Raw genomic sequence first — 21617 nt, 5'->3', positions numbered from 1 at the left:
TCAGTCTCCGGACGTGGCGGCGAACGGGCGTACCTCGATCGGCGTGTCGATGGCCGCCGTGACCTGCGCGGCCAGGGCCAGCACGGCGTCCAGATCGTCGGCCCGGACGATGTAGAAGCCGCCGAGATGCTCCTTGGACTCGCCGAACGGGCCGTCGGTGGTCACGATCTGCCCGCGGACGGTACGAATGACGGTGGCGGTGTCGGCCTCATGCAGCCGGCCGGAGAACACCCACATCCCGGACGCCTTCATCTCCTGCTCGATGGTGTTGAGCCGGTCATGGGACCCACGCATGTCATCCTCGGCCGTCGGCTCCCGGGTCTGGCCCTCGACGCTGTGGACGGACAGCAGGTAGTGCGGCACGGCGGTGCTCCTTTCGCAGGGACGGATCCTTCCCGCCCGGTCACCTGACTACGAACGGACCCCGCCCAGATCGACACCTGCGCTCAAACTCATTCTCCTGCCCGGCTGCCCGGCGGGCGGGCGTTGGTGCGGGCCTCGGCGAGGAGATTTCGCCACGCCTGCTCATTGGGGTCGGGCAGGGAGCCCCACTCGCCGAACACCTCGCCCGCCGGGGCGAAGGCCGGCCGATGCCGTCCGCGACGAGCTGAGCCCGCGTCAACTCTGTTCCGCTTCGCCGCCCCGAGGCGATCAGCTCCGCCGACCACGCAGCGGGCAGCAGTTCCTCGGCCAGCCACCGGGTGAGCGTCGGCAGGTCAGGTCAGATGGCCTCGCTGGGCGAGCATGACGAACTCGGCCGGCGACATGTCCGTGGCCTCGAGGTAGTCGCGCACGAGGTTGAGCAGAGCGTAGGGCGCGCTCGCGTCCGCGTTCTCCTGCTCGACCAGGGCTTCTCGAGGAGTTCGTCGTCGGGCCGTTGCCCGATCTCCCGTCCGAGCCGGCCAGCCCCGGCCAGCCAGCCGTAGAACCACGAGCCGCAACCGTGATCTAGCTCATCGCTACATTGGGGCTGGGGACGCCTTCGGGAGCAGGACGCCAGTACGGAGCTATGTGCACCAGATCAGGCGATGTTGGTGTCTCGCTCGATGTTCTTGAGGCGGTAGCTGGGCCCGTTGATGGAGATCACGTCGCAGGCGTGTAGGAGCCAGTCGAAGATGGCGGTGGCCAGGACCCTCGTCGCGAAGACTTGGCCCCATTCGCCGAAGCTCTTGTTCGAGGTCAAGATGATCGAGCCTTTCTCGTAGTGCTTGGAGATCACCTGGAAAGACCAGGTTGGCCTCGCCGCGTTCGAGGATCTCGTAGCCCACCTCGTCGATCACCAGGACGCTTGGCCGCAGGTAGGTGCCGAGTTCGCGGTTCAGGCTCCCGGCGGCCTCGGCGGCTTTGAGGTTGGAGAGCATGTCATCGAGGCTGGTGAAGTAGACCGAGTAGCTGGCCCGGCAGGCCGCGACCGTCAGGCCGACGGCAATGTGGGTCTTGCCGACTCCAGGCGGCCCGAGCAGCGCCGCGTTGGCCTTGGCCTCGACAAAGGCGAGGCGTGGTGGCCAGGTCCTTTACCTTGCGGGGATCCAGGTCGGGCTGGAAGGAGAAGTCGTAGTCGTTCAGTTATCCGGGGTTGAAAGCTCGTCGAGGGGCGCTTTGGCAGGTGGGGGCGTTGCTGATCATGTTTGGCCTGGGTGGCTGGTGGTCTCAGGAATGGGTCTTGGTTCGGCGAATCGGGTGTCGCTTATGGCATGGGTGGCAGGTCCAAGACGCGGGTGATGGCAGTGACGATCGAGGTGGAGTGGTCTGGCAGCTGCCGCTCGGCCCAGGTGGAGACCAGGTTCCGGAAGCGGGTCAGGTCGGTTTCGGCGTGGTTGAGTTGATGACGTAGTTCCGCGGCGGGTGCCTCGATGATCGGGCTGCCATCCTGCTCGGCGTCGACGGTCATGCGGATGAGGTCGCCGGTGCGTTCAACCAGCGGGGATGGATCGTGGCCGAAGGAGACGACTGCGCCGTCGACGGCCAGGAACCAGTCGCGCCATTCCTCCAGGCCGCTGCAGCATCCGGGGAGCAGCACGACGCCGCTGGTGGTGTCCGTCACGCGCAGGCCGCCGGAGGCGAAAGGGTCGTCCATGGTGAGCAGCCCATGCAAGAACGCCTCGATCGAGGAGGCGGGGCGAGGAGGATCGCTGTCTATTGGATCGACGTTGTTGCACTCGGCGATCCGCATCACGGCAGTTCCGACCTCGGCCGGGCTTAGCTTGCCGTTGAGTGGGAGGTAGCCATAGGACTCGACCTCGGCGACGGGCCAGAGCGCAAAGCCGTCGTAGGAGTAGACCTCCAGGACGGGCTGCATGACGATCACCTGTGTAGTCTGCCGCGGACTCAAAGGATCATTCCGATTGACGCCGCTGCTCGGGCGTTCACCTGGCTGACGGCGAGACGTGCGTGGCAATCCTTCGCAGAGGTCGCCGACCGCGTGCTCGGGTCGCCGTTTTGTCAGGGCGCGGCTTGTTCGTGGAGTTGTCGTCTGAGCCGGAGTATTTCACCGTGGGCGGCAGCGAGTCGCTGTTCGAGGTCGTGGATGCGTTCTCGGTTAGTACTCCAGTGACATTTCGGGATCATGGTTCGGATCTGCGCTGATAGTGACTGTGCCGGGCCGTGGCCCACATCGAGGTCTTCGTGGCCCTGTTCACCCTGTACGGGCACAAGATCGGGGCGATGAAGTACACCACGGGCACCGAGTAGACGCCGGGCAAGCACGCCGGCGAGCCGCCGTCCGCGCCGAGCGCGTCCAGACGGGCGCTGAAGGTCACCGCGGCCGTGCTCGCCCTGGCGGCCGGAGCGTTTCGTAAGGCCGTTGCAGGAGTCCGGTGGCTTGCGCCGGCCTATGAAACGGCCGACGCTCAGGTCGGCCTCGGCTCTGACGGCGGTTCACCGTGCGACCACTCATACAACAGTCTCCGGCCAGACGGAACGACTTCCCCAGCCTCAGCAAGATCGCGAAATGGTTGCACTGGATTCCTTAGATGACTGTGATTCTGTGTCCATTCCACGCAGTGGCTGTCCGCGATGATTCATGCGGCACGCCGAGGCGGTATCACGCAGAGTAACCTGGAGCTCCAGTATGGTCTGTTGATCATGACGACCCGAGACGATGTCCTCGCGATTGCCGCACCCCCCGAAGAAGCTTCCCAGCTCGCCGCGGCCTTCGCGGCCGCGTTCAACGCCGGTGACGCCCAAGCCCTCGATCGCCTCTACGCCGAGGAGGGCATTCTCCTTCCCGCCCCCGGCCAGCCTGTTACGGGCACGCAACGGGCTGCGGCCAACCGGAAGCTCCTGTCCTTCGGCCTGCCGATCACCATTGGGTTGCGCCACGCTTACGTGGCTGGCGACATCGCCCTGCTCATCGCCGACTGGTCCATCTGCGGTACGGGATGCGACGGCGACCGGATCGATCTCCGGGGAACGGCGACAGATGTCGCCCGGCGCGGCGCCGACGGCCGCTGGCGCTATGTCATCGACAACCCGCTCGGGGTGAGCTGACCGCGTCGTGGACCTTCCCTCAGGCCGCTCGCGGCCGGATGTCCTGCTGACCGGCGCGACCGGCTTCGTCGGTGCCTTCCTGCTGAGAGCCCTGCTGAACCGAAGCGCCGCCCGGATCCACTGCCTGGCACGCGGCCAAACCACCCACGAGGCCGCCCGGAGGATCCAGGCCGCCCAGGACGTCTACGGCCTGGGCGCGCTGGATGTGAATCGGGTGATAGCTGTCCCCGGTGACCTGGCGGCACCCGGGCTCGGGCTGCGGCCCGAGGAGTTCGACCGGCTGGCCGACCAGGTCGGCGCCGTGATGCACGCCGGCGCCCAGGTCAACCTGATCATGCCGGCCCGCATGCTGGAAGCCGCGAACGTCACCGGGACACGCGAGGTCCTGCGGCTGGCCGGGCAGGCAGGGGCCGCCTTCGACTACATCTCGACCTCGGAGGTGTTCGGCCCCGCCGACGGTGCGGTCGACGAGCTCACCCCGCCCCGGGGAGGCTGGGAACCGGCCACCGGCTACGGTCAGACCAAATACGCCGGTGAGCGGCTTGTGCTGCAAGCGCGTGCCGAAGGGCTCCCGGCCCGGGTTCACCGCCTGGACCGGATCGTCGGTGACAGCCGTACTGGCGCGTGTCAGCCCCGCGGTGACGACTTGTGGCTGCTGGTGCGCTCGGCGCTGAGCACCGGCGTACTGCCGGAGGCCGAGGTCAACGTGACTCCCGTCGACTTCGCCGCCGACGCCGTCTTGGCGCTGTCGGCCGCCACGGGCCGGGGGCAAGGGCCGATTGTGCACCTGTGCCATCCCCGGCCGCTGCGGATGGCGGAGCTGGCGGCGGCGCTCGGCGCTCCCATCGATCTGTTGCCGGTGCAGGAGTGGGCCGATGCCCTGCGGCGATTCGGCGAGCGGCTGGACAGCGACCCGATGCTGCTGTTGCTGCCGGTCATCGCCGAGCGCGTGCTGGGCGGCCGGCCGCGCTTTCGCGCCCCGCAGACCACGCGGGCCCTGCACGAGCTCGGCCTGCGCCATCCGCCGGTGGACGCAGCCCTGCTCGGCCGCTACCTCGAACACCTGCGATCGACCGGATTCCTGCCGGCTGATCACCTCAACCAAGGAGCGTGGGGATAGGCCATGGAAGACCAGGATCTCGCCGAGCGTGTCGTGTCCGTCTACACCCAGGTCATGGGCGGCGCGTCGGTCAACGGCCTCGACACCCTGCCGGAGGATGCTCAGGGCTGGGACTCGCTGGCCCAGGTGCGGCTGTTCACCGCGATCGAGCGCGACTTCGCCCGGGAGTTGCCCAGGCACCTCATGCTGATCGGGCCGAGCCTGGCGGCGTTCGTCACGGAGTTGAAGCGGCCATGACCAGGACCGACGTGACGGCTGCCGAGCTTCTCGGCGCGGACGTGGCCGACCTGGAGCTGATGCTGCTGATCCGGCACTTCGAGCGGGGGCTGCTGGACCTGTTCGCCGCCGGGGAACTGAGCGGCACCACGCACACCTGCCTCGGGCAGGAATACATCCCGGTGGCGCTGCGCCCGCTCCTTCGCGAGCAGGACTTCGTCTTCTCCAACCATCGCGGCCACGGCCACTACCTGGCCAGGTTCGGCGATCCGGCGGGGCTGCTGGCCGAGATCATGGGCAGGCAGGGAGCCGTGTGCGCGGGGGTGGGCGGCAGCCAGCACATCCTGCGCGAGGGCTACCTGTCGACCGGGATTCAGGGGGAGAGCCTGCCCGTCGCGGCCGGGCTCGCGCTGCACCTGTCGCGCACGACGCCCGGAGGGCTGGCCGTGGCCCACATCGGTGACGGCACCTGGGGGGAGGGCGCCGTCTACGAGGCGCTGAACCTGGCCGCCCTGTGGCGGCTGCCGCTCCTGGTCGTGGTGGAGAACAACGCCATCGCCCAGTCGACGCCGGTCGATGCGCACATGGCCGGGTCGGTGGCGGGACGGGCCGCCGCCTTCGGCATCGACCACGTGCGCATCACCTCTGCCAACCTCGGCCAGATTCGCGACGCGCTCGCCGCGCCGCTGGCCGCCGCCCGTTCGGGGCCGGCTCCGCTGGTGGTGGAGTTCATGACGCACCGGCTTGGGCCGCACAGCAAGGGCGACGACACCCGGCCGCCCGCGGAGATCGCCGCCGCCTTCGACTGGTACGCCGCCGCCGACGACGATCACTTCCGCGCCCTGGACCGCCGACAGCGCGAGAGGGTCGCCGCGATCACCTGCGAGGTGCTGTCCCGGCCCAGGTCCCTGTGGCCGGTTCGGGGATGCCGGTGAACCCGCGGGTGGTGGAGGACCTCAACGCGGCGCTGCATGCCGTCCTGGCCGCCGACGACAGCGTGCACCTGCTCGGCGAGGACATCGCCGATCCCTACGGCGGCGCCTTCAAGGTGACGCGCGGACTGTCGAGCGCTCACCCGAGCCGGGTGCGGACGACCCCCATCAGCGAGGGCGCGATCGTCGGGGCGGGGGCCGGGCTGGCCCTGGCCGGCGACAAGGCGATCGTGGAGATCATGTTCGGCGATTTCGTCGCGCTGGCCTTCGACCAGATCGTCAACTTCGCCGCCAAGTCAGTGTCCATGTACGGCAGGCGGGTGCCGATGCATCTGGTCATCCGATGCCCAGTCGGCGGCGGACGCGGCTACGGCCCGACCCACAGCGGCAGCCCGCACAAGCACTTCGTCGGGGTGCCCGGGCTGTCGCTGTTCGAGACCTCGGCCTTCTACGACAACCGGGCCCTGCTCGAACGGGCACTGTCGCTGGGGCATCCGGCCATCCTGTTTGAGGACAAGGTGCTCTACGCCCGGCGCATGTTCGCCCATGACCCGATCTTCGGCCACACGACGCTCGGCTCCGACGATCCGTGCGCCCACCTGGTCATCGACGGCGCGGGCCCGCCCGACTGTGTGATCATCGCCGGCGGCGGCGTCGCGGACCGCGCCCTGTCGGCCGCGCGCTCGCTGCTGCTCACCGACGAGATCGTCTGTGAGGTACTGATCCCCTCCCGGCTGTATCCCCTGGAGGTGGAACCGCTCCTGCCGGTGCTGGGCGCGGCGCGGGCCATCTGTGTCGCGGAAGAGAGTACGGCAGGCGGCACCTGGGGCGCCGAGGTCGCCCACCTGCTGCACACGGCCCTGTGGGACAACCTCGCCGGCCCCGTCCGCCTGGCCCACTCCGCCGATGCGATCATCCCGGCCGCGCCGCATCTCGAACGCGAAGTGCTGCTGCAGGACACCGACATCGCCCAGGCCGTCAGGGAGGCGACCCGCGTATGAGCGACATCGTCGTTCCGAAGCTCAACAACAACGACACCTCCTACACCTTGACCGGCTGGCTGATCCCGCACGGGGCCCCCGTCAGCGCCGGCGACGTGATCGCCGAGATCGAGACATCGAAGGCAGCCCAGGAGCTGACCTCGTCCGGCGACGGCGTCCTGCACCACGCGATCGCGGCCGGCGCCGAATGCCAGTGCGGCGACGTGATCGGCCGCATCCTGACTGGGCCGGAGACGGCCCCCCGCCCCGAGGCCGTTCCGGCGCAACCGGGGCAGAACCCAATGATCACCGAACCCGCGAGAGCGCGCGCCGCCGAGCTCGGGATCTCCGAGGCTCGGTTGCACGGCCTGGGCACGAGCATCATCCGCAGCAAGGACGTCGAACTTCTGGCCCAGGCGGGATCGGAGGCCACCCACACCTTCTCCCGCGGCCAGCGGGCGGTGGCGGCTGTGGTCAGCCAATCACACCGGACCATCCCGGCGGCCTTCGCGGCCATCGCCGTACGGGTGGACGACGCCCTGGCGGCGGCGCGGGAGCTCGGCAAGCGGCACCACCGGTTCGTCGGACTCTCAGAGCTCGTGGTGAAGGCCATGGCCGGGCTCCGGGCGGCCCATCCGCTCATGTTCGCCGCCCGTCTCGACGAGCACACGGCCACCCTCGCGCCGGCCGCCAACGTGGGTGTCACCCTCGATCTCGGCCAGGGATTGTTCATCCCGGTGCTGACCGGCGCCGAAGCGCTCACCTGCGTCCAGATCGCCGAGAAGCTGGCCGCCTTCAAGATCAAGGCCCTGGACGGCGCCTTCGCCGCAGCCGAGCTCCAGGGCGCCGCCATAGTGCTGGCTCTGCACAACGATCCCGACATCACCTTGGCCGGCCCCATCGTCTTCCCCGGTCACACCTGCGTGGTGGCGCTGGCCGGCACCCGGCAGGAACTCACCCTCGACACGGAAAACCAAGTACGGCCGCACAAGATCGCGAACATCAGCGTCGTCTACGACCATCGCGTGGTCAACGGCCGGGACGCGGTGGCCTTCCTGCGCGACCTCAAAACCGCCCTCGAAGCCCCGGCCACTCTCACCCAGATCGGAGACCCAGCATCGTGCTGAACTGGACGCGCCCCGCACTCAAGACGACCGACGAACGCAAGGACTTCCTCGACCTGGTCGCCCTGTGCGGCCTGCCGCCGGACTCCTACCGCGTGCACAGCGACGACGAGCGCACCTGCGTCGAGGCCGACCTCGACGACCCCGGCGAGCGTTCCCGCGCCGAGCAAGCCCTCAACAGGGCCTACGAGCGCGCGGTCATGGACCGCCCGGCCGGCCCGACATCGCTGCTCGACCTCCTCGACGTCCCTGCGCCTGGGCGTGCAAGCGCCGACGGAGAGTTCATCGCGATCCGTCCCGGCCTGTGGGCCGGGCACGCTCCGGTCGCCGAACTGCTGCGCCGCCTCGACGCCCTGTTCCTGCGTGCGGCCCAGGACCAGGGAGCCGAGGAGTACGCGCTGCCGCACCTGATCCCTTGGGACTCGCTGCGCCGGGCAGGCTACGTGGCCGCGTTTCCGCAGCACCTGACCGCCTGCTACAGCGTCCGGCCCGACCTCGACGCGGTCGAACAACTCGGCGAGGCAGTCACGCCCGCGGCGGCCGAGGAGATCCTGGAACCCCAGGGACTGTGCCTATCACCTGCCGCCTGCTACCACGTCTACCCCCTGTTCGCCGGGACATCGGTCGACCCCGGCCTGCTCATCACCGCGATGGCGCACTGCAGCAGGCGGGAACTGGCCTGGACCCCGCTGCCCATCCGCTTCCACTCCTTCCGCATGCGCGAACTGATCTTCATCGGCTCCCGGGAGCAGACACTGGCCTTCCGCGACCGCCAACTGGAAAGATGCCAGGACCTCATGCGCGCCATCGGCCTGCCGTGCCGCATCGTGACGGCCACCGACCCGTTCTTCACCAGCAGCCGCGATGTCCGCCTGCACCTGCAAAACAGCCTCGACCTCAAACACGAGATCGTGGCCCGCGACGCCCAGGGCAACGACTTCGCCATCGGCTCGGCCAACTTCCACTTCGACCACATCGGCCGGGCCTTCGACCTCACCGCCGACGGCAAACCCGCGCAGAGCTCCTGCATGGCCTTCGGCCTCGACCGATGGGCCCACTGGATCCTGTCCCACTGCGGCCCCAACCCCGCCAACTGGCCCCAGCCGCTGCGTGAACCCCTGCGGCCATCCGATCTCGACACCATCATGGCGGACTGATCGCTCATCGTGACCGCGCAGGCTGTCGGCTTCGACCGACAGCCTGTTCTTGGGCGGACCCGACACGCCAGGAGAACCCGCTCGTGCAGTTGCCGACGTTGGTGACGATCCGCGCACCGCCGTAGAAGCCGCCGCCGCTGCTCGTGTCGTTCTGGCGGCCGGTGGCGTCGGGGAGACCCAGGTCGGGGATGACGAGGAGGGCGACGGCGCCTGTGCCGTACCGGACGGCGAGGGCGTTGCGCAGGGCGTCGGTGGCGGCGGTGGTCTCCACCACGACCCGGTTGGTCTCTGGATCGATGGTGGAGGACTGCACCTTGTCGGCGTCGGGCAGCACGTCGGGGGTGAGGGTGAGGACCTCGTCCGCGATCTCCTCAAGGCGGTGCCAGCTGTAGGGCACGACCCGCGTTGCTGGGTCGATCCATTCCATTGGTCCGGTGATCGCAGAACGCTTGGGGTCTTTCGGCGGGAGGGGCGCGCTGGCTGATTGCGGGGGAGTCGCCGGTGGGGCGATGTCCTTGTCGGTCGTGTCCGGCGGTGGGACAGCCGACATGTCGTCGGTGCCGTCGTCGGGCGCCTGCCCGGCGGGAGGCACCGGGATGGCCTGGCCCGCCTCGGCCTGAGCGGCCGGGTCGGCCACCGGCACGTGCACGGTGCCGGCCTGGTCCACGTACGGCTGGGCGTAGGCGGCGGGGTTGTTCAACGCCCGCGCTTCGGCCTCGCGCAGCGCGGAGGCCAGTTGGTGGGTTAAGTCGGGGTCGTTGGTGAAGGGGTCCTCGGTGATGACCTCCGCAGGAGGGACGGTGGCGGCGGCTCCGGCACTCTCCGGGAGAGCGATCAAGGAGGGCGCGATTACTGCGGTGAGCAGCGCCGCGCGGGTGAAGAGCACAGGACGCGTTGCACACTCCTGAATCAAGGCTTCCTTGATCGGAAACCTTGCGAGGGAAGTGAGGTGCCCGGCTGATTTCGGACGACTGGGCTGACGAGAGCGGGACAGAAGTCTGGAGTCTGCCGGGCACCTCGAGGGATGTGGATGTTTGGTCGCTACTCGATATCCATGGGGCCACTTCCTGGAACGGCGAGCTCATCACCTCTCACCCGGACCGGAGGCGAGCCGCGTGTCGGACGGGGCGGTGTGGGTGTCGGCAGGATGAGTGCGGCGGGCACCGGCGACGTTCCGCACAAGGTGCAGTCAGTCCGGATTGTCGTCGCAGGTGGACCAGAGCGAGCGGGGCGGCGGTCTCGTGTGAGGGATGACGCCCGTGACGGTGGTGCCGGCGCCAGGAGTGCCGTCGATGGAGCATGAACCGCCGACAGAGGCCATGCGAGCCCTCATGATGGCCATGCCCCTGCCATCTTCCGCCTCGCGAAAACCGCGCCCGTCGTCACTTACCGTGAGGCGCAAGCCGCCCTGGTTCATCGTCACGGCGATGGACACGGTGCGGGCCCGGCTGTGCCGTTCGACATTGGAGAGAGCTTCCATGATGCAGGCCAAGGCGGCGTTGGCCACCGGACCTGACACAGGTTCCGCGGGCAGGGCCCAGGTCTCCAGCGCGATTCCGGTGCGGCGCGACCAGTCGGCCAGGTGATGCGCCAGCTCGCGCCTGAGGTCCTGCGGGAAGGCGTGGTGGTCCTGGGACTGCTGAGTCACGGAGCGGCCCTTCTTTTCCGTAGGGGTTCCTATCTGGCCATACGCCGGGTCAGCGTTTTGAGAAGGACCAGGCAGAGCAGGGTGTTGTAGATGAGCCCGGCCAGCAGATACGGCCAGTAGGCGCCGCCGTCCATGAGCGCCCAGAACGCGCGCAGCGGCCAGTACGGCGGCAGGATTCCGAAGGCGAGGTGCCACGGCTGGTGGAGGAAGAAGAACGGGATGAACGGGATGGTGAACACCGTCAGCCCGAGCACGCGCATCACCGCCAGTCCTTCCACCTTGTTACGTGCGAGGGAGGCCATCAGGAAGCCGATGACCGGAGCCAGCAGCCCGGCGACGATGGCCACCGGGATGCTCCGCCCCAGTTGCTGAGCGGTCAGCGTCCCCGAGACGGCCAGTGAGGCGACGATCATGAGCGCTGTGACCGTACCGGTGATGGCCGCCCGGTAGAGGGGATAGAGTCCCGGCGGGACGGGGGTGACGCGCAGCGCGGACAGTGTGCGCTGGTCGCGTTCGTCAAGCAGTTGCAGCGCCATGACCGCGCTGAGCAGGAGTGGCGGGCCCATCACGCAGAACGCGCCGACGATCAGGGACCGGTAGGGGTTCAGGTCGAACGCCCATTGCCGGTCGGCGAAAGCGGTGGCCGCGGGCAGGAACCACAGGAAGGCCGCGTACAGGAAAGGTCCGAGCAGCACCCCGACCAGCAGGGAGTCCCGGCCGACGGTCCGCACGTCGTTGCGGCAGAAGGCCGCGATCATGTGCCTCATCGCCCGCCCTCCCTGGTCACGACGTGCCGGTCGAAGACCCATCGGGCGGTACGGCACAGCAGCGCGATCCACAGGGCCGGATACAACACGGCGTAGACCACCTGCCAGCCGGTGAGCGACACCTGGTGGAAGGCCGACCCGAGCAGCAGGGCCACGCCTTCGGTCGGGCTCAGGTAGAACGCCCAGTGCGGCACCAGCCCCGAGTAGTCCAGCAGCGGCAGGTTGGCCACGGCGATCACGATGGTGGAGGGCATCAGCCACTCGCTGACCGACGGGAACAGCGGTGCGGTGACGAAGCCCGCGAGCGCCATCAGCAGCGTCATCGCCGTCACTCCGGCCAGCAGGGCCAGCGGGTCGAAGCCCGGCCCGTAGTCGGCCAGCACCACGACGGCGCAGGTGAGGAAGGCGAGGGCGGCCATGGACAGCAGCTTGGCCGCCAGGTATTCACCGAACCGCAGCGGGGTGATCAGCAGCGCGAACAGCGTCCGCTCGCCCTTCTCGAAGAACAGCGCTCCGGCCGTGAAGAACATGAAGAACTCCAGGTCGGCCATCAGCAGGTACGGCATGGCCGCCCCGAGCAGGTTGTCCGGCACCATCCACAGCACACCGATCCAGATGAGGATGACGAACGCCGTAGCGTGCCAGAATCCGTAACGGCGCTGCAGCCGGAAGTCGAGGAGCAGCGCGGCCCTCATGCCAGGGTCCTTCCGGTGACGTCGATGAAGACGTCTTCGAGGCCGGCCTCCTGGCTGTGCAGCGCTTCGATGTGGTGGTCGGCGGTCAGCGCGCGGAAGCCCGGGTCGTCGGCGAAGCCGTCCAGCGGGAAGTCCTTGTCGGACAGATGGTCGCCGTCACGGTAGGTGACACGCACCAGGCGCCGGCTGCGGCTGACCTTGTGCTCCGCTGGGGTGTCGAGGGCGGCGATCGTGCCCTCGTTGACGAACGCCACCCGGTCGCACAGCTGGTCGGCGGTGGTCATGTCGTGGGTGGTGAGGAAAACGGTGCGGCCTTCGGCACTGATCTCGCGGATGACGTCCTTGACCCGGCGGGCGTTGACCGGGTCCATGCCGGAGGTCGGCTCGTCCAGGAAGAGCAGTTCCGGCCGGTGCAGCAGGGCCCGGACGAAGACGAGCCGCATGGCCATGCCCTTGGAGTAGGCCCCGGTCCTGACGTGGGCGTGCTCGGCCAGGCCGACGCGGTCCAGTAACTCCATGGGGTCCTCGGTCGGCCCGCGGTAGAGGGAGGCGAAGAACCGCAGGTTCTCCAGCGCGGTGAGCTTGTGGTAGTGGTTGGGCAGTTCGAAGGAGACGCCGACGCGCTGGTAGTAGTCGCTGCCCCAGGTGGCGGGTTCCTTCCCCCAGACCGTGGCCTGCCCGCCATGACCGGTGAGCAGCCCGGTGAGGATCTTCTGCGTGGTCGACTTCCCGGCGCCGCTGGGCCCGAGGAAGCCGAAGACCTCGCCCTGGTCGACGGTGAAGCTCATGCCTTTCACCGCGGGCTCGGCCGATTTCGGGTAGGTGAAGGTCAGCTCGTTGACCTCGACAACGGTCATTCTTCCTTCTTCGCTTGATGTTCCAGCCATCGATCCTTGATGCGGCCGTACTCCTGCTCCAGAAAGGCGTACATGTCGTGCGCCTCCTGCATGCGCCGCCGGCTTTCCTCGCTGCGATCGCCCAGCAGTTCCAGCCCCCGTTCGGTGGTCTTGCGCCACTCGCGCGCGATCCGGGCCTTGTCCTCGGCCTCGCGAAGCCAGAACCCCGGCCGGATCCGGTAGTAGGTACGGCGCGACCCGGGCACCGGGTGGCGCTCGACCGAGCCGCCGCCCATCAGCATCCGCACCGACATGCTGATGGCGCCGCGGCTGGCCTGCAGCGCCTCGGCCAGCTCGTCGGCGGACTGATGAGGGGGCTCACAGACCATCAGCCAGCCCAGGACGCGCCCGGCCATGCGCGGGAGCCCGAGATCCTCTATCCACGCGCCGATCTCGTCGGCGTAGTCGTGCAGCGCTGTCCTTTCCATACGGCGAAGATAGGCCCTAACGAACTGAACTTTCAATACTTATTGAAAGTTCAGTTCAGGGCGGGGAGGTCGTGCACGGCGTGGGCCACCCTGATCGCGCGGATCCGAGGGTCGTCGATCAGGGTGCGGAGATCGCGGACGCGGGTGCGCCGGGCCGGGGGACCCGGCTGAACTGGTTCTGGCTGACGGTGAAGACGGCGGCCGGCCTGCTGGGCGTCGCCGGGCAGGATCGAGACGCTCGCCGTATCGGCAGGCGCCGTGTCCGTCCGCAAGGGACCGGCTCCTGAAAAGTGCTGAACGCGGTGATGACCGTATTGGCAGCTTGCTGCCAGATCAGTCATTTCGCCTCGCCCTCCCCGAATGCACGTCCTAGCTTCGCTGAGAAATCGCCCACGAAGATCAGCGAGGCAACGAAAGTGCTCCTTCCCTCGGCAGAAAGAACGTCGATGACTCGGCGAGGTCTGATCGCCGCCGGCGCGGGTGCCCTGGCGGCGGGGATCACCGGCCCCTCTCCGGCTCAGGCGCGAACGGCCGGCCGGCGGTTCGATCTGACGGGTCCGCCCACGGGTCTCCTCTGGCGTAAACCGCTCAAAGACCAGACGGTCCTGCAGTCGCTGGCCTTCGACAACCGCAACGGCCACATCTACACGGCGCAGGTAAAGAACGGCGCGGCCTCGGCGCGGGCCGGCGACCTGTGCGTCACCAAGCTCAGCCTGAGCGGCGCCGTCCTCGGCCACATGTACTTAATGGGCTTCGGGCACGGAGTGCAGATCGCCGTCGAGCCGGTGGGTTCCCTGGCGTACCTGTGGACCGAGACCGACGGCGCCAGTGACGGCCAGAACGCGTGGGGCCGTAAGATCGCCCGGTTCCCGTTCGTCAGCGGAACGACCCTGACGACCAGGTCGGCGTCCGTCGTGAAGTATGCCCCCGTTCCGGGAGCCACCAGCACCACCTGCGCCATCGACCCGTCCACCAACCGGCTGGTCATGCGCTATCGCCTCAACGGCGGCGTCCTGTTCACCGTGTACGACCTCGACGCCCTCAAGGCCGGCAACCCTGCCTCGCTGGGGCAGGCCGAGCAACCGCCGGGGCTCGGCACCTTCCAGGGCTACACCATGTACCAGGACCACCTCTACCTCCTGGACGGCAACGCGTACGGCCCAGCCAACCCACCACCCGGCAACACCCACCTGACCAGCGTCAGTCTGGTCACCGGCCGGCAGGTCGAACGGCGCTTCACCGCGGCGGCCAAGTCGCTCGACTACCGCGAGCCCGAGGGCATGGCCATCCAGATCGCGGGCGGCCAACCGCGTCTTTGCTACGGCCTGGCCGCGGGCAGGGCGGGCGCGCGCCTGGTCAGCATCGTCTACAAGAGCAAACTCGTCTGAAACCGGAGAGCCGGGCCACGCCCGCTCGACTTCTTCCGGGCTCACATGAGTCCGGAAGATCCACTGTTGACCCGGAAGGCGGCGATGGACATACTGACGCCCGGATCTGCCCTTCCCCCGCGATGTGGACCACCGGGGGCGGGCACACGATCTCCGCCGAGGGCTGCGGGTCTCGCCACAGGTGAAATCAGCGGGGTGCTTTCCATCGGGTCATTCCATGTCACGGAGCACATCGACGATGACGCACGGCTGGACAACCTGGTCCGTATGCTGTCGGGCGAGGCCACCGAGGTGCTGGCCGTACACGCCTGCCACCGGCACATACCGTCCGCACAGATCCCCGCAGGCGCCGACCTGCCGAAGGCCGGTATGAGCCGGCGCACCATCGTGCCGCGCCGGCTCCTGGAGAATCCGGCCGCCGCCGCCCACTGCGGCAGGTTGCACGCGGCCGGCGACCGGCATCGCATCACCGACAAGGCGATTCAACGGATGGTCATCCTGGACCGGGCGATCGCTTTTATCCCGGCGGCGCCGAACACTCCCGGGGGCGGCACCCTGATGATCCGGCAGCCCGGAGCGGTGGCGACCCTGGCCGACCTGTTCGAAGGGGTGTGGGCCCACGCGACCGACCTCGAATCCGCGGACGCGATCGTCCTGTCGGACCACGAACGGCAGATCCTGCGGCTCATGGCGACCGTCGCCAAAGACGAGGTCGCCGCTCGCAGCATGGGCATCGCCGTACGCACCTACCGAAGACATGTGGCCAAGCTCCTCATCACGATGCGGGCCACCCACCGGGTCCACGCCGCACTGATCGCCCAGCATCGAGGATGGCTCTGACAGCTCCCGCGCTTGCGCATCGCGGCCTCCGACGATCTGTGCCTCTCCAAGCTGCCCGACGATCCGGCACATCGCCCATCTCCTTGCGGACGCAGTCCGCAAGTGTTTGAGTAAAGCCCACCTGAGCGGAGGTGTAGAACGGCGAACCGAGATCACCGGCCACTCCCCCAAGGTGCGATCGGTCAGAGCCCTGGACTTCCAGCGGAGGAAACATGAGATCACTCGGTGCCCTCATCGTGCCGTTCCGGTCAACGTGCGGCCCGGCCCGATGACGGCGCGGACCCTCCTGGCGGCCGTCCTCCTGACCGGCCTCACCGTCACGCCACCGGCGGGCGAGCCGATCGGGGTGTCGGCCCGGCAGGTGTTGCGGACCACGGGGCACGGTGACCTCACCTCGGTGGCGTTCGGCCGGCTGAAAGGCGAGCCCATCGCCATCAGCGCCGGTCGCGAGGGGAGCGTGCGCCTGTGGAAGCTTCCCTCCTTCCGGCCCGCCGCCGAACCTCTGGCCGGTACGCGGGCGGGATACGTGGAGATCGGCGGGCGTCCCGCGGTCTTCACCACGGGCGGGTACGGCGGGCGCCTGTGGGATCTGGAGACCCGCGAACGCCTTCTGAGCGTGCCGGGCCCGATCGCCGCGTTCGCCTTCGGCCGCGACACCCTGTTCACGGGCACGGACAAGGGTCTCGTCTCGGTCTGGAGTCTGCGTACCCGATCGGCGGTCAGGAGCTTCAGCGTCGCCCACGGAAAGAGGGGGCCGGTCCCACCGCCGGCCCTGGCCGCGTGGGGATCGCGGCTGATCGCTCAGCATGGCTCGCTGAGTGTGTGGGACCCCGTCAGTGGCCGCCGGGCCGGGCCGCCCCTGCACCGCTGGTCGGAGCCGGTGGAAAGCGATGACGTGGGGCCGTATGAGAGCAGGTCCGGCACGATCGAGGTCGTGACCGCGGATGGCGCCACCACCGTGTTCGGCATCGCCAACGGCGCCCTCCATTCCTGGGACCTGGACGACAGGAGGTTCCCGCACAACTACTTCGCCGGACTCGACGAGGTCTCCTATTCCGCGTTCGCCGCCGGTGGCGGATTCGTCGTCGCCGGTGAGCGGACCGACGTGCGCGGCAGGGTGGCGGTGTGGGACATGTCCACTCAGCGGCGCGTGCGGACGCTCACCGGCCACGTGCTGGATGTCACCGCGCTGGCCATGGGCACGCTGAACGACGTTCCGGCCGTGCTGAGCGGGAGCGCGGACAACACGGTCAGGTTGTGGGACCCGGCCACCGGACGGGAGCTGGGACGGACGGTGCCGACCGGTCCCATCCGTGCCGTGAAGTCCATCGCGCGCGCCACCGTCGACGGCAGGCCGATCGCACTGACCGCCGACGGCGACGGCCTCCTGCGCCTGTGGGACCTGCGCAGGCGCACCATCCTGCGCAGGTCCTTCAGGTTCGCACCCGATCCCGCGCCCTCCGACGTGAAGGGGGTAGACGTTCGTGGCCTCGCCGTCACCACGTTGAACGGCGCCCCGGTCGCCATCGTGTCCCACCGGGACCTGACGGTCGTCGACCTGTCGGCCCTGACCGAGATCCGCACGATCCGGGGCCTGGGGGACTTCCAGCTCCTGCGGCGCGCCGGCGCGCCCGCGGTCGTGGCCAGGGAGGCGCGGTCGGACCGGGCACGGTTTTCGACCTGGGACCTGGCCACCGGGCAGCGGCTCGACCACTTCGACCTCGACCTGGACACCACCGGCGACGGCGTGTGGCTGGACCGCCTGGACGACCGGCCGGTGGCCATCTACCGAGCGGGCGGCCGAGGCAGGAAGGGCGGCCGTGTCCTGCGCGTCTGGGACCCGCACGGCAAGCGTGAGCTCCCGGCGATCGACCTTGACCCGAGGGGACTGCGCGACGCGGACATGGAGGAGGACCTGAGGGTGCTGACCGGTCACGTCCGTGGCCATCCGGTTGTTCTCACTCACCATCACGAGTACTGGAGCTGGGCACACCTTCACGACACCGGCACCGGCCTCCCGCTCGGGCGGGCGCTGCACCTGGGCGGCGTCCCGATCTTGTTCGGCGAAGCCGGCGGCAGATCGGTCGCCGTCGTCCACACCACGCCGGAAGTCTCCGGCGACCGGCATCTCGTGCGCCTGTGGGACCTGACCGCGCGAAAGCCGGTGACGGCCGGGCTCCGTGCTCCGATGCCGCGAACGGTTGCCCTGGGCGACTTGGACGGCAGCCCGGTGCTCCTGGTGGCGGACGTCAACGACGAGTTCTGGTTCTGGCGGCTGACGCCGTGAACCGGACGATGCGGGCCGTCGCCGCGCTCCTCCTGCTCGTCCTGTTCCCCGCCGCCGGCGCCGCCGCGCACCGGTCCTGTACGCGGCCGGCGCCGCCGCTGACGGCACTGACCGGCCACCTGGACATCACCCAGGTACTCATCGGCTCCCTGGACGGCAGGAAGATCGTGATCAGTGCCGGCAGCGAAGGCACCGTCCGGGTGTGGGACGCCGCGACGCTGCGGCCCGCCGGTGTGCCGATGCCCGGCCGGGCACCCATCGCCTACGCCTCGCCGTACCTGCTGATCACCGACGGCGCGCAGGACGGCGGCGTGCGGACAGTGGACCTCCGTCGCCCGGCTCTGACGGGTCCCACCGTGGAGGTGTCCCTTCATGAGGATCGGCCGCGCCTGGTCGTCGGCGAGCTGGACGGCACCGCGGTCACCACCGGCGGCGGCGATGAGATCGGGCTGTTCGACCTCGCGACCGGCCGCCCGGTCGGCACGGCCCTGCCGACCGGCGGCAGTCCGGTCGCGATCCTGAGCCTGGACGGCGTGCCCGTCATGATCGTCGAGGCCGAGGCCGAACTGGTGGTGTGGAACCTGCGTACCCGCGAGAAGCTGGGCAGGACCCTCGCCCTCCGCTCGCGGCCAGAGCCGCCCAACACGATGGCCGCCGAGGTGACCACGATCGACGGCCGCCCCTCCGTGCTCCTGCCGACCCACGATCGGGGCGTGCTCGCCTGGGACCTCCTCTCGCGCGAATGGCGCACGGCGGTGGACGTGACCGAGGCACTCAAAGGCGACTCCAGCGCCATGGCCACCCACCGCGGCACTTCCGTGCTGCTCAGGCTGGAGGAGCAGCCCGGCGCCGGCGAAGACCTCGATCTCGACGGTCACGAGGACCGCAGCAGGATCACCGCCTGGGACCCGGTCAGGGGGACCGGGCGCACCTTCTTCGACGTGCCGGGACACGTGACCACGCTGGCCGCCGAGGGGAGCCTGGTGGTCACGGGCGGGGCCGACAACGCGCTGCGCTCTTTCGACCTCGACACCGGGCGGGCCGTCGCGGTCGCGCACGGCTCATCAGCGGACCGGATGACCAGGCTCGTTCCGGCCGGGCACCTCGCCGTCACGATTCGTGACGTGGGTGGGTGGCAGGTGGTCGACCCGGCGACCGGGGAGTCCGTCGGTGAGCCTGTCTCGCCGGACGCCGGCGTGCGGGCGATCGCCGCCGACGCCACCACGGTGGTCACCGGCGGCGGCGCCTTCTCCCCGGTCGTCAGGGTCTGGGACCTGCGCACTCGCAGGGAACGCGGCAGGCCGCTGCACGGCTTCTCCAGCCATGTCGGCCAGGTGGCGCTCTCCGACGAGCTGATCATCGCAGCCGGGGACGGCGGCAAGCGGGACACGGTGCGGTTCTGGGACCGGGCCGGGCGGGTCGCCCACCCGGCCCTCCGCCTGCCGGGCCGCCTGCGGGACCTGGGCGTGGCACGCCTGCACGGCAAGCCGGTCGCCCTGGCCATGAGCCGCTCGGCGATCTGGGTCATTGACCTGGCCACCGGCACGAGGACGGGCAGCCTGGCCTTCGGCCCGCGGCAGGGATACGACGGCCCGGGAGAGCTGGGTTCGATGGTCGTCGGCTCGGTGGGATGCGTGCCCATCGCCGTGTTCGAGCTTGACGGGACCGGGCTGGTCATCAACCTGGCCACGGGCCGGCCGTTGCGCGCGCCGTTCGACCTGAAAGCGGAGTCACAGTGGATCGAACTGGGGCTGAGCGGCGGTCTCCTGACCGTCGCCGATCGTGAGACGCGGATGGTTCACGCGGTGTTCGACATCATGACCGGTCAGTTGCTCGCCGCGCCGTGGGTGTGACGGCCGCTGAGCTGGACACCAGTCCAGATCGGCTGCCCTGCGGGTGCCGAATAATCATCCAGGCAGGTCAGGCGACATGCCGGTACTCCTTCGGCACCCCACCAAGTGGCGCTGTCCGTTGAGGGTGACGGTTTCGATGAAGTCGCGGGCCAGGAGTGCATCGGCTTGTGATCGTGGGAAGCCGGCCCAGGTGGTGGAGGCTCGCTCGGGTGCTGGGTCGATGCCTTCCTGCTGAAGGATCTCCCCGACCGTGGATGGTGCAATCTTGAGGCCGAGTGTGGTGAGCTCCCCGGTGTACGCGCCGATAGCCCCAGGATGGGTTCTCTCGGACCAGACGCAGGATGAGGGTGCGGATGGAGCGGACTGTGGGTGGGCGCCCTCGCCTCTTCGGCCGGCAGGTACGGGCATGCTGCTGTTTCACGATCTCGCGGTGCCGGCGCAGGATGGTGTCTGGTCGGACGACAAGCCGCAGCCGACGCAGGGCGGCTCGGGGCAGTGAGGTCGGGAGCGCCGCCAGGAAGAAGCGGTCTTCGGGGGCGAACCTCACCCGTACATCGGCGCCGAGTTGCCGTTCCAAGACCATGACCTGGTGGCGTAGAGCGAGAATCTCGGCGTCCTTGTCGCGATCACTCATCGGTAGCAGCTGTAGCGCGGCGAAAGCGTTCGTCACGGTGAGATGGGCCAGGCGAAGAAGCACGAACGATCATCATGCCGCACACGGGTTTCCTGCGTGGGCGGGTGGAGACCGCCTATGCCGCCCTGAACCGCGCAAGGCCATGACCTGGCTGGACGGGATTGTCGGCAGGCGCAGTGTCGATCCAGGTCTGGAGGGCTCGTTCGAGATCGGTGACCGAGGTGTAGGACCCTCGCCGGATCATCCGGCGGGCGACCTCGGCATCGGTTCCACCCTCGAAGCAGATTCCGCAGGGGCACCAGACAAATGGGCACCCTGGGGTGCCCATTTGCCGTTCGCAGGGACTCATTGGCGGCGCTGTCGCCGGTCAGCGTGATGATGCAGGTCGCTGTGTGGGCGGGGCCAGTCGTAGGCGGTCTTGCAGCCAGCCACCGATCATTCGGCGAACCCATGTTCCGTGCGGGACACGATCACGTCCAGTGGTACGCGAGGTTCATGGCCAGCGCAGCTACCGCCGTGCCGAAGAACCCCGCCCAGTTCCCGAGTTTGCGTGACCCCACCCGCAGGTGGGCGAGCAGCGCGCCGAGGAAGTACAGCACGAGGCTGAAGGCCGCGAGCAGACCAAGCACAGGGACGGCAAAGCCACCCAGAAGCCCCAAGGATCCCGCCGCCAGCATCATGCCGAGCACCGGGACCCAGGAGCGTGGCAGACGCTTGATGTCCTGCTGTGCCTTGGGAAACTCGTGGCCGATCAGGTAGACGACGGACGCGCTGCCGAACAGCAGCGCAGCGAAGATCGTGACCGTGGCGTAGACGGCGAACATCGGCCCTCCCAGGGCATCCAAAAATTCAAGGTTCCTCAGAGATCTGACGAAATGACTGCATGAGATGTCAGGTCGTCGATCGCTCAGGACGTTCATTCCTCTTTCCGCAGCGGCCGGCGTCGCCCTGCATCCTCATGACGAGATGGCCTGGCGACGCGCCACCGGCAGGTCGGTACGCGGGCCGCTCTTCAGCCATATGGCCGAACCTCGGCTCTCGGGTACGCAAGACCGCAAGCTTGGACGTCCTTCTGAGGTTGTAGATGGCTGGGGAGCAGACTCCCAGTCGACAATCCTCCAGGAGGACGACGATTCCCGGCCGTGTCCGTCCGAGGATGAAAG

At 68.8% G+C, this 21617-nt stretch carries 22 protein-coding genes and 1 pseudogene; 11 read left to right on the top strand and 12 right to left on the bottom strand.

Annotated elements, in window-relative coordinates; all coding sequences use genetic code 11:
* The 4 genes and pseudogenes from ACIBHY_RS28670 to ACIBHY_RS28655 all read right to left on the bottom strand — a co-directional run bounded on the left by ACIBHY_RS28670 (nt 1) and on the right by ACIBHY_RS28655 (nt 2299).
* Nucleotides 1-363, bottom strand: coding sequence for a YciI family protein (locus ACIBHY_RS28670; protein WP_397308221.1), 363 nt, complete (start codon nt 361-363; stop codon nt 1-3).
* A gap of 658 nt (nt 364-1021) precedes the next feature.
* Nucleotides 1022-1219: an ATP-binding protein gene (locus tag ACIBHY_RS28665; protein WP_397308220.1), complete on the bottom strand. Its 198-nt coding sequence runs from the start codon at nt 1217-1219 to the stop codon at nt 1022-1024.
* Between the two features lie 25 nt (nt 1220-1244).
* A pseudogene (locus ACIBHY_RS28660) lies at nt 1245-1484 on the bottom strand (ATP-binding protein); the annotation flags it as partial.
* A 203-nt stretch (nt 1485-1687) separates the two neighbouring features.
* Nucleotides 1688-2299, bottom strand: a complete 612-nt coding sequence (locus tag ACIBHY_RS28655) for a hypothetical protein (protein WP_397308429.1) — start codon at nt 2297-2299, stop codon at nt 1688-1690.
* A gap of 785 nt (nt 2300-3084) precedes the next feature.
* Here ACIBHY_RS28655 and ACIBHY_RS28650 point away from each other — a divergent pair.
* Genes ACIBHY_RS28650 through ACIBHY_RS28620 form a run of 7 tightly spaced genes read left to right on the top strand, consistent with a single transcriptional unit; the run spans nt 3085 to nt 9018 of the window.
* The gene (locus tag ACIBHY_RS28650; RefSeq protein WP_397308428.1) at nt 3085-3489 is read left to right on the top strand and encodes a YybH family protein; all 405 of its coding nucleotides are present in this window, start codon (nt 3085-3087) and stop codon (nt 3487-3489) included.
* A gap of 7 nt (nt 3490-3496) precedes the next feature.
* Nucleotides 3497-4609, top strand: a complete 1113-nt coding sequence (locus tag ACIBHY_RS28645; RefSeq protein ID WP_397308219.1) for a thioester reductase domain-containing protein — start codon at nt 3497-3499, stop codon at nt 4607-4609.
* 3 nt (nt 4610-4612) lie between these two features.
* Entirely contained in the window at nt 4613-4846 is a 234-nt protein-coding gene (locus ACIBHY_RS28640; protein ID WP_397308218.1) for an acyl carrier protein, read from the top strand.
* The gene (locus ACIBHY_RS28635; RefSeq protein ID WP_397308217.1) at nt 4843-5760 is read left to right on the top strand and encodes a thiamine pyrophosphate-dependent dehydrogenase E1 component subunit alpha; all 918 of its coding nucleotides are present in this window, start codon (nt 4843-4845) and stop codon (nt 5758-5760) included. Before ACIBHY_RS28640 ends, ACIBHY_RS28635 begins: the two co-directional genes overlap by 4 nt.
* Nucleotides 5757-6758, top strand: coding sequence for an alpha-ketoacid dehydrogenase subunit beta (locus ACIBHY_RS28630; protein ID WP_397257916.1), 1002 nt, complete (start codon nt 5757-5759; stop codon nt 6756-6758). Before ACIBHY_RS28635 ends, ACIBHY_RS28630 begins: the two co-directional genes overlap by 4 nt.
* On the top strand, nt 6755-7864 hold the full coding sequence (locus ACIBHY_RS28625) for a 2-oxo acid dehydrogenase subunit E2 (protein ID WP_397308216.1): 1110 nt from the start codon (nt 6755-6757) through the stop codon (nt 7862-7864). The genes ACIBHY_RS28630 and ACIBHY_RS28625 overlap by 4 nt, the downstream gene beginning before the upstream one ends.
* On the top strand, nt 7858-9018 hold the full coding sequence (locus tag ACIBHY_RS28620; protein WP_397308215.1) for a hypothetical protein: 1161 nt from the start codon (nt 7858-7860) through the stop codon (nt 9016-9018). The genes ACIBHY_RS28625 and ACIBHY_RS28620 overlap by 7 nt, the downstream gene beginning before the upstream one ends.
* Nucleotides 9019-9022: 4 nt before the next feature.
* Here the strand turns inward: ACIBHY_RS28620 and ACIBHY_RS28615 are convergent, their stop codons facing one another.
* The 7 genes from ACIBHY_RS28615 to ACIBHY_RS28585 form a co-directional block, all read right to left on the bottom strand.
* Nucleotides 9023-9904 carry a hypothetical protein gene (locus ACIBHY_RS28615; protein ID WP_397308214.1) on the bottom strand — a complete coding sequence of 294 codons (882 nt, stop codon included), beginning with the start codon at nt 9902-9904 and terminating at the stop codon, nt 9023-9025.
* Between the two features lie 303 nt (nt 9905-10207).
* Complete coding sequence (locus tag ACIBHY_RS28610) at nt 10208-10666, bottom strand: sensor histidine kinase (RefSeq protein WP_397308213.1); 459 nt, start codon at nt 10664-10666, stop codon at nt 10208-10210.
* Between the two features lie 29 nt (nt 10667-10695).
* Nucleotides 10696-11433, bottom strand: coding sequence for an ABC transporter permease (locus ACIBHY_RS28605; protein WP_397308212.1), 738 nt, complete (start codon nt 11431-11433; stop codon nt 10696-10698).
* Complete coding sequence (locus ACIBHY_RS28600; protein ID WP_397308211.1) at nt 11430-12128, bottom strand: fluoroquinolone transporter permease; 699 nt, start codon at nt 12126-12128, stop codon at nt 11430-11432. The genes ACIBHY_RS28605 and ACIBHY_RS28600 overlap by 4 nt, the downstream gene beginning before the upstream one ends.
* Entirely contained in the window at nt 12125-12985 is an 861-nt protein-coding gene (locus tag ACIBHY_RS28595; protein WP_397308210.1) for an ABC transporter ATP-binding protein, read from the bottom strand. Before ACIBHY_RS28595 ends, ACIBHY_RS28600 begins: the two co-directional genes overlap by 4 nt.
* Nucleotides 12982-13452, bottom strand: coding sequence for a GbsR/MarR family transcriptional regulator (locus tag ACIBHY_RS28590; protein WP_397257897.1), 471 nt, complete (start codon nt 13450-13452; stop codon nt 12982-12984). Before ACIBHY_RS28590 ends, ACIBHY_RS28595 begins: the two co-directional genes overlap by 4 nt.
* Nucleotides 13453-13502: 50 nt before the next feature.
* Complete coding sequence (locus tag ACIBHY_RS28585) at nt 13503-13724, bottom strand: hypothetical protein (protein WP_397308209.1); 222 nt, start codon at nt 13722-13724, stop codon at nt 13503-13505.
* A 174-nt stretch (nt 13725-13898) separates the two neighbouring features.
* Between ACIBHY_RS28585 and ACIBHY_RS28580 the strand changes: the two genes are divergently transcribed.
* From ACIBHY_RS28580 to ACIBHY_RS28565, 4 genes are all read left to right on the top strand, one after another.
* On the top strand, nt 13899-14840 hold the full coding sequence (locus ACIBHY_RS28580) for a teichoic acid biosynthesis protein C (protein WP_397308208.1): 942 nt from the start codon (nt 13899-13901) through the stop codon (nt 14838-14840).
* A 267-nt stretch (nt 14841-15107) separates the two neighbouring features.
* Nucleotides 15108-15680, top strand: coding sequence for a LuxR C-terminal-related transcriptional regulator (locus tag ACIBHY_RS28575; RefSeq protein ID WP_397257887.1), 573 nt, complete (start codon nt 15108-15110; stop codon nt 15678-15680).
* Between the two features lie 268 nt (nt 15681-15948).
* Nucleotides 15949-17967, top strand: coding sequence for a WD40 repeat domain-containing protein (locus tag ACIBHY_RS28570; protein ID WP_397257886.1), 2019 nt, complete (start codon nt 15949-15951; stop codon nt 17965-17967).
* The gene (locus tag ACIBHY_RS28565; protein WP_397308207.1) at nt 17964-19820 is read left to right on the top strand and encodes a WD40 repeat domain-containing protein; all 1857 of its coding nucleotides are present in this window, start codon (nt 17964-17966) and stop codon (nt 19818-19820) included. Before ACIBHY_RS28570 ends, ACIBHY_RS28565 begins: the two co-directional genes overlap by 4 nt.
* A 1104-nt stretch (nt 19821-20924) precedes the next feature.
* On the opposite strand, the gene ACIBHY_RS28560 is transcribed toward ACIBHY_RS28565, so the two are convergent.
* On the bottom strand, nt 20925-21278 hold the full coding sequence (locus ACIBHY_RS28560; RefSeq protein WP_397181569.1) for a DoxX family protein: 354 nt from the start codon (nt 21276-21278) through the stop codon (nt 20925-20927).
* Nucleotides 21279-21617 lie beyond the last annotated feature (339 nt).

The organism is Nonomuraea sp. NPDC050547, assembly GCF_044457345.1.
GTDB lineage: Bacteria > Actinomycetota > Actinomycetes > Streptosporangiales > Streptosporangiaceae > Nonomuraea.
This window is presented reverse-complemented; position numbering and strand designations above follow the sequence as displayed.